The 6236-nt window shown below is 28.9% G+C and carries 6 protein-coding genes and 2 tRNA genes; 6 read left to right on the forward strand and 2 right to left on the reverse strand.

Going from position 1 to position 6236, the window contains the following annotated elements; translation table 11 throughout:
* Positions 1-96: 96 nt before the first annotated feature.
* Positions 97-381: a hypothetical protein gene (locus HCG70_RS16970; protein ID WP_052330770.1), complete on the reverse strand. Its 285-nt coding sequence runs from the start codon at positions 379-381 to the stop codon at positions 97-99.
* Between the two features lie 272 nt (positions 382-653).
* On the opposite strand from HCG70_RS16970, the gene HCG70_RS16975 reads away from it, so the two are divergent.
* Positions 654-2144 carry an ABC transporter substrate-binding protein gene (locus HCG70_RS16975; RefSeq protein WP_042402910.1) on the forward strand — a complete coding sequence of 497 codons (1491 nt, stop codon included), beginning with the start codon at positions 654-656 and terminating at the stop codon, positions 2142-2144.
* A gap of 44 nt (positions 2145-2188) precedes the next feature.
* Here the strand turns inward: HCG70_RS16975 and HCG70_RS16980 are convergent, their stop codons facing one another.
* Positions 2189-3829 carry a hypothetical protein gene (locus tag HCG70_RS16980; RefSeq protein WP_396021007.1) on the reverse strand — a complete coding sequence of 547 codons (1641 nt, stop codon included), beginning with the start codon at positions 3827-3829 and terminating at the stop codon, positions 2189-2191.
* 117 nt (positions 3830-3946) lie between these two features.
* Here HCG70_RS16980 and rph point away from each other — a divergent pair, with 117 nt between their 5' ends.
* From rph to HCG70_RS17005, 5 genes are all read left to right on the forward strand, one after another.
* Positions 3947-4696: a ribonuclease PH gene (gene rph / locus HCG70_RS16985; RefSeq protein WP_055275630.1), complete on the forward strand. Its 750-nt coding sequence runs from the start codon at positions 3947-3949 to the stop codon at positions 4694-4696.
* A 1-nt stretch (position 4697) separates the two neighbouring features.
* Complete coding sequence (locus HCG70_RS16990) at positions 4698-5297, forward strand: XTP/dITP diphosphatase (protein ID WP_042402917.1); 600 nt, start codon at positions 4698-4700, stop codon at positions 5295-5297.
* A 134-nt stretch (positions 5298-5431) separates the two neighbouring features.
* Entirely contained in the window at positions 5432-5908 is a 477-nt protein-coding gene (locus HCG70_RS16995; RefSeq protein WP_042402919.1) for a metallophosphoesterase, read from the forward strand.
* Positions 5909-6016: 108 nt separating this feature from the next.
* Positions 6017-6092 (forward strand) — tRNA-Pro (locus HCG70_RS17000).
* A gap of 73 nt (positions 6093-6165) precedes the next feature.
* Positions 6166-6236, forward strand: a tRNA-Gly gene (locus HCG70_RS17005).

A 6236-nucleotide genomic window follows, 5' to 3' on the forward strand; every position in this document is an offset into this window, starting at 1 on the left:
TTCCCATAAAAATTGCTCCCTCTATAGTAATGACAGTTTTATTATTTTAACTGTCTACTATAAAGGGAGCATATCAATTCATTTGTAACTACTTTTTTATATTATATTATCATCAAACTTTATAATGTTATCATCATCGTTAGTAATTGAATCATCCATTAAGAACTCAGGTTCATAAAGTGGATCATTTTTTTTTGTATCATTTTCAAGTGCTGAAATACTTTTATTTATTTTTTCAAGTAAAAATGTTTGAATTCTTTGATTTTTAAGCATTTTTAAAAAAGCTATGAAAGACCATATTCCAATGAACATAAAGCAAATCATAAATATTATTGCTACTGATTGAAATATTATTTGAACTATTTGCATTGCAGTTGTCATATAATTAGTACCTCCATAAAAATATAAAAGGAAACTAAGCTTCTTTCAGTGGCTTAGTACACACAGTGTAACTTCTACTACTCTAAATCTAAGATTTAGGGTATCAGTTAAGTTCGATTGACAAAATGTAAAATTTTGAATCTTACTTAAATGATTATATCATAAATTGGGAAAATTTCTATAAAAATAATTTACTTATTATTGAAAAAGATTAATTCTCTATAATTATGTCTATAATTATAGAAAAGTATAACAAGAGAGGGGAAATAAATTTGAAAAAGATAATAGCAACTATTTCTGTTTCGATTGTAACAATAATTATATTATTAAGTTTTATAGATAGGACACCACAGGAAAGTGAAAGTAATACTGCAGATATTGTTTATTCAATAACAAGTATACCAGAAAATTTAAAATCTATTGGTGAATTAAATAAAAGAGAACAAGATATAGTATGTGCTACAAGCAAAGGCTTAGTGGAGTTAGATGCTGAGGGTAATATAAAACCAGTTTTAGCTCAGGACTACACTGTTAGTGATGATGGATTAGAGTATGTATTTAAAATTAGAGATGATATTTATTGGAGTGATGGCAGTAAGATTACCCCTAACGATATTGTAGATTTTTTTAGAGAAGTAATTACGGAAGAAAGTGAAATTTCTGCATTATTAAATGTATTTGGTGTAAAAGATTATATAAATAGTAGTAATTCATTTTCAAATACTGTTGCTATAACTAGTACTGAAGATAGTTTGAAAATTAGATTGAATTCAAAGGATGATGGATTTATTGAGGAACTAACTAAGCCACAGTATCGAGTAAGAAAAGAGTTGCTGTTTTGGGAGGATATAGATAAAAATTATAGTTCCATTACATATTCAGGCAACTATTATATTTCTTCAATGAGTGATTCTGAAATAATTTTAAAGAGAGCTGATAATTCAAATGCAGAATTGGCTCAAACAATACATTTAGTTAAGGATGATAGTGAAGATTTGGCATTAGCTGCTTTTGAAATAGGTGAAAGAGATATTGTTATGAATCCACCTACAAGTCAATTACAAAGGCTTAAAGATGAGGGGAAATTAGTAGAAAGTCCATCTGATGAAGCTGTTTACTTAGCTTTTAATGGGAATAATGAAAATTTTTCAAATCAAGTCAAAAATGAAATATATAGATTGATTAGTAAAGCTATAGAAGAATATCAGAATAAAAATGATTTACTTCTTGAATTAGCTGAGTGTAGCTATTTTAGAGAGGATAAGGATGATTTAACAAAGTTGCAAAGCAGAAATGTTATGGTTAATTTCAAAAGTGATGTAGAGATGCCAAGTAAAATAGTCCTTGTAGCAAAAGAAAGCTTACAAAATAAAGATATAACTGATTATTTAACAGCGTGGTTTAAAGAAAATACAGATATAACTTTAGTTTGCAATTTGCTTACTGAAGATGATATGAATTTAATTAGTGAAAAAAATTATTATGATATTGCATTAGTAAATGTATATGCTAAGTTAGAAGATGATGAACAGCTTCTTGCGACAATATCAAGTTTTCTTCCCAAAAGTCAAAGGGATATGATAAATAATTCTAATTCTAAGGCTGAAAAAGAAGAATTATTTGCAGAGATAGAAGAAGAGCTTTTTAATAATTATAGAGTGTTACCACTATTATTTTATAATAATACTATAGCAGTTAATGATACTGAAGATGAAAATATTCTAGATGGTAATGGCAATATAGATTTCAGTGCTATTAAATAAATAGGTAAAGTGAAATAAAGTCGGCATAAGCCGACTTTATTTTATTAATTAGATAATGGTGGGTTAGCTTCATTATTATTTTTATCACTATCGCTTAATTCAGTTAAAATTGATTCATCAACAGTTATAAATGTATTATCAACAGAATTAGATGTTAATTCATCAGATGGAACTTCTGTTACAATATCTGCTTCAACCTTAGGAATTGAGTTTTCGGATTCTTCAATAGTAGTTGAGTTGTCATCGCGTATATCATTATTATCTGCGACCTCAACAGGAATTAATCCTAGTTCAGTCATATATTCATCTTTAAATAAGTGAATAAGTAAGAAGAAGTTTAAAAAATTCCTGTAACTATCAAATGTATTTTTGGTATTAGAAAATGTATCTTTACGTTTATTATAAGTAACATACTTGTTAAATATTGGTGCAACCCCAGTGCTTTCAGGGGTAGGGATATCTGGCATTCTAAAATAACTTTCATCTACCATATCTTTTGAGCTTAAAGTAAAGCCTCGATAACGTTCATAATCATCTAATGTAGGTGCCTCAGGCCAACTAGAAATTATTCCTGAGTTTATTATAAACTTTTTATAAACAGTAGATATCATATTTCTATGCTCAGATGAATTAGTAGATACATCATCATAAATAATAAAAGCTAAAATGTAAAATGTAATATCAAAGCAGGAATATTTAATTTCTTTTTTTGATGATAACTTATAAAAAGAACCCTTATCCTCATCATATAAAGAGTATAGTCGATTTATTATTTCAGTAGATTTCTCTAAAAATGATATTATTTTTGTATGTTTATAAGATAGGGTTAAAACTAATGAGCATAATGCAGATGTATCTAAAGAGTCAACATAATAGTCCTTTTCATCAAATTTACACATTGCATAATCAGCTAAATCTATTATAAAATCCTTAAGCTCATTATCGTTTTTATAGCTATATAAAATATTTAATGATAGTAGAACTTTACAAATTTCATCTAGTGAGCATTCGTATAATTTATCTTTAAAGTCATAAAACATGTTTAAAATTTGTAATGAAAACTCCGCGTATGATTCTGAAACATCATCTTTTGGATTCTTAATAGAAAACATATAATATGCAAGCATCATAAAAGCTTGATCTGAAAACTTAAATTTATTATCTTTATCAACTAAATTAAAGTTTCTAGCATTATTTTCTAGCAAGTTCTTCTTATCTACGAAAACTCCTTCACCGTTTCGTAGGTTTGAAGAGTAAAACTCAAGTTGATCCTTAGATATACTATTGTATAAATCATACAAGGCATAATTACTACTATCTATGTTCTCAAAACTTCTATAGTAATCTAGCAATTCTAATAAGCATAAAGTCATTAAAGCATTAGTACTTGGGTTAATTTCTTTTTTGAAAGAATCTTCATCAAATCCATTTGAATTTTTACTATGAATAAAGTTTGCAGATGACTTCCTGTAAACACATAATAGTGGAGAAAAATTACTATTTGTGGTAATATCAATGGAGGAAGATGATTTATTCTTTTTTATTTTAGAAACTAAACCACATTTGGATTGTAGTACTATAGTTTTTACTGCTTCTTTAGATAAATAAAAAAGTTGTCCGTTAATTTCCTTTTCAGAAAGGCTATTCATTCTAAAAAATGGCCCAATATATCTCAAATTCTTCACCTCTTAATTAATCCTTATATTAATATTATGAGTTAAGTGAGAATTTGTTGCATTATTTTTAAAAAAAGGAGAAATTTAATATATAGTAAGTAAAATTATGAAATGGAGGAGTTTTTAATGAGAAGTGGAGCAAGAAGAAATGACCAAGTTAGAAATGCAAAAATAACAAGAAATTATATAAAACATGCAGAAGGATCTGTTTTAATAGAAGTAGGGGATACAAAGGTAATTTGTACTGCATCAATAGAAGAGAAAGTACCGCCATTTCTAAAAGGTAGTGGAGAAGGTTGGATTACAGCTGAATATAATATGTTACCACGTTCTACAGCAACTAGAAAACCAAGAGATATATCAAGGTTAAAAATTGATGGAAGAACAATGGAAATACAAAGGTTGATAGGAAGAGCTTTAAGATCAGTAGTTGATTTAAAAGCTTTAGGTGAAAAAACTATTTGGATAGATTGTGATGTTATACAAGCTGATGGAGGAACAAGAACTACCTCTATTTGTGGTGCTTTTGTAGCTTTAGTTGATGCTATGAACAAACTACATAAACAAAAACCATTTAAAGTTTATCCTATTAGAAAATTTTTATGCGCAACAAGTGTAGGAATTGTTGGAGAGGAAAAACTACTTGATTTATGCTATGAAGAGGATTCGATAGCAAGAGTTGATATGAATGTCATTGGAACTGATGATGGTGAGTTTGTTGAAATACAAGGTACAGGCGAAGAGGCTCCATTTAATAGAGCAGAATTAAATGAATTATTAGATTTAGCGGAAAAAGGAATAAAGCAAATGATTCAATTACAAAAAGATTGCTTAAAGATGGATTCTTTATGGATTGGAACAGGAGAAGGAAAATAATATGAAAAAAATAGTTTTAGCTAGTAATAATTCTAAGAAAATAAAAGAAATTAAAGATATACTTAATGGATTAGAGTATGAGGTATATTCTTTGAATGATATGGATATTAACATAGATGTAGAAGAAGATGGAATTACTTTTGAAGAAAATTCTAAGAAAAAGGCTACTGAAATTTATTCATATTTGAAAAAAAGAGGAGAAGATAATTTTTTAGTTTTAGCTGATGATTCAGGATTAGAAGTAGATAGTTTAAATGGAGCACCTGGAGTGTATTCTGCTAGATATGCTGGTGAGCATGGGAATGACTATAAAAATAATATTAAGTTACTAGAAGAAATGAAGGGCTTCAAGGGTGATGATAGAAAAGCAAGATTTGTTTGTGTAATATCATTAGTTGATGAAAATGGTGAAACTAAAGTAGTTCGTGGAGAGGTTGATGGCTACATTATTGAAGAGCTAAAAACTGAAGGTGGATTTGGCTACGATCCATTATTCTTCTATGAAGGATTTAATAAGACTTTTGGAGAAGCTTCCTCGGAAGAAAAAAATGCAATTTCTCATAGAGGAAATGCTCTTAAAAAGCTTAAAGAAATACTTTAATTTAGTTAATAGTTAAGGAATAAAGTCTGCTTAGGCAGACTTTAGAATATTATTTAAGAAACTCAGAAAGGAGTTTCAACATGAACTATTAACTATAAACTATTAATTATTAACTTAATGGAAAGGATGATTTTATGCTTATTGCTGTAATCAGTGATTCACATGGAAATAGAATTAGTATAGATAAGGTTAAAAAAAGAATTAGTAGTGCAGATGTACTTTTATTCTTAGGAGATGGAGAAGAAGATCTAAGGGAAATTACAGAGGAATTCAAAGGGGAAGTATATGCTGTTAGAGGAAACTGTGATATGAGAGGATTATATCCAGAAGAAAGGCTAATTGAGCTTCAAGGTAAAAAGATATTTATGTGTCATGGGCATAGATATGGAGTAAAGTATGGATACAACTCTATCTTTTACAGAGGAAAAGAAGTTGGAGCAGATATAGTTTTATTTGGACATTCTCATATACCTATTATAGAAGAAGAGGATGGATTAATTTTGATGAATCCAGGAAGTATTTCATTAGGAATGGGAAGGTTAGATAAAACCTTAGGATACATTGATTTAATTGAGGGAAAAAGTCCAGTTACATATATAAAAGAGATATAAAATAAAAAAAATAAAAAAAAATTAAAAAAAGTGTTGACGGATTAAAAATCATCATGTAGAATAATCATTGTCGCTGCGAGATGTAGCGAAACGAAACAAGATGATTACCGGGGTGTGGCGCAGATGGGAGCGCGCGTGGTTTGGGACCATGAGGTCGCAGGTTCGATCCCTGTCACCCCGACCAGTTTAACTAAAAGAAACTCAAGTAAAATGAGGATATTCAATTGGTTAAATAAGAGATTTAAAATCTCAAATATGCGGGTATCGTATATCGGTAATACTCCAGCCTTCCAAGCTGGAAAGGTGGGTTCGATTCCCACTACCCGCT

Source organism: Clostridium sp. K04 (genome assembly GCF_019734375.1).
In the GTDB taxonomy this organism is placed as follows: Bacteria; Bacillota; Clostridia; order Clostridiales; family Clostridiaceae; genus Clostridium; species Clostridium saudiense.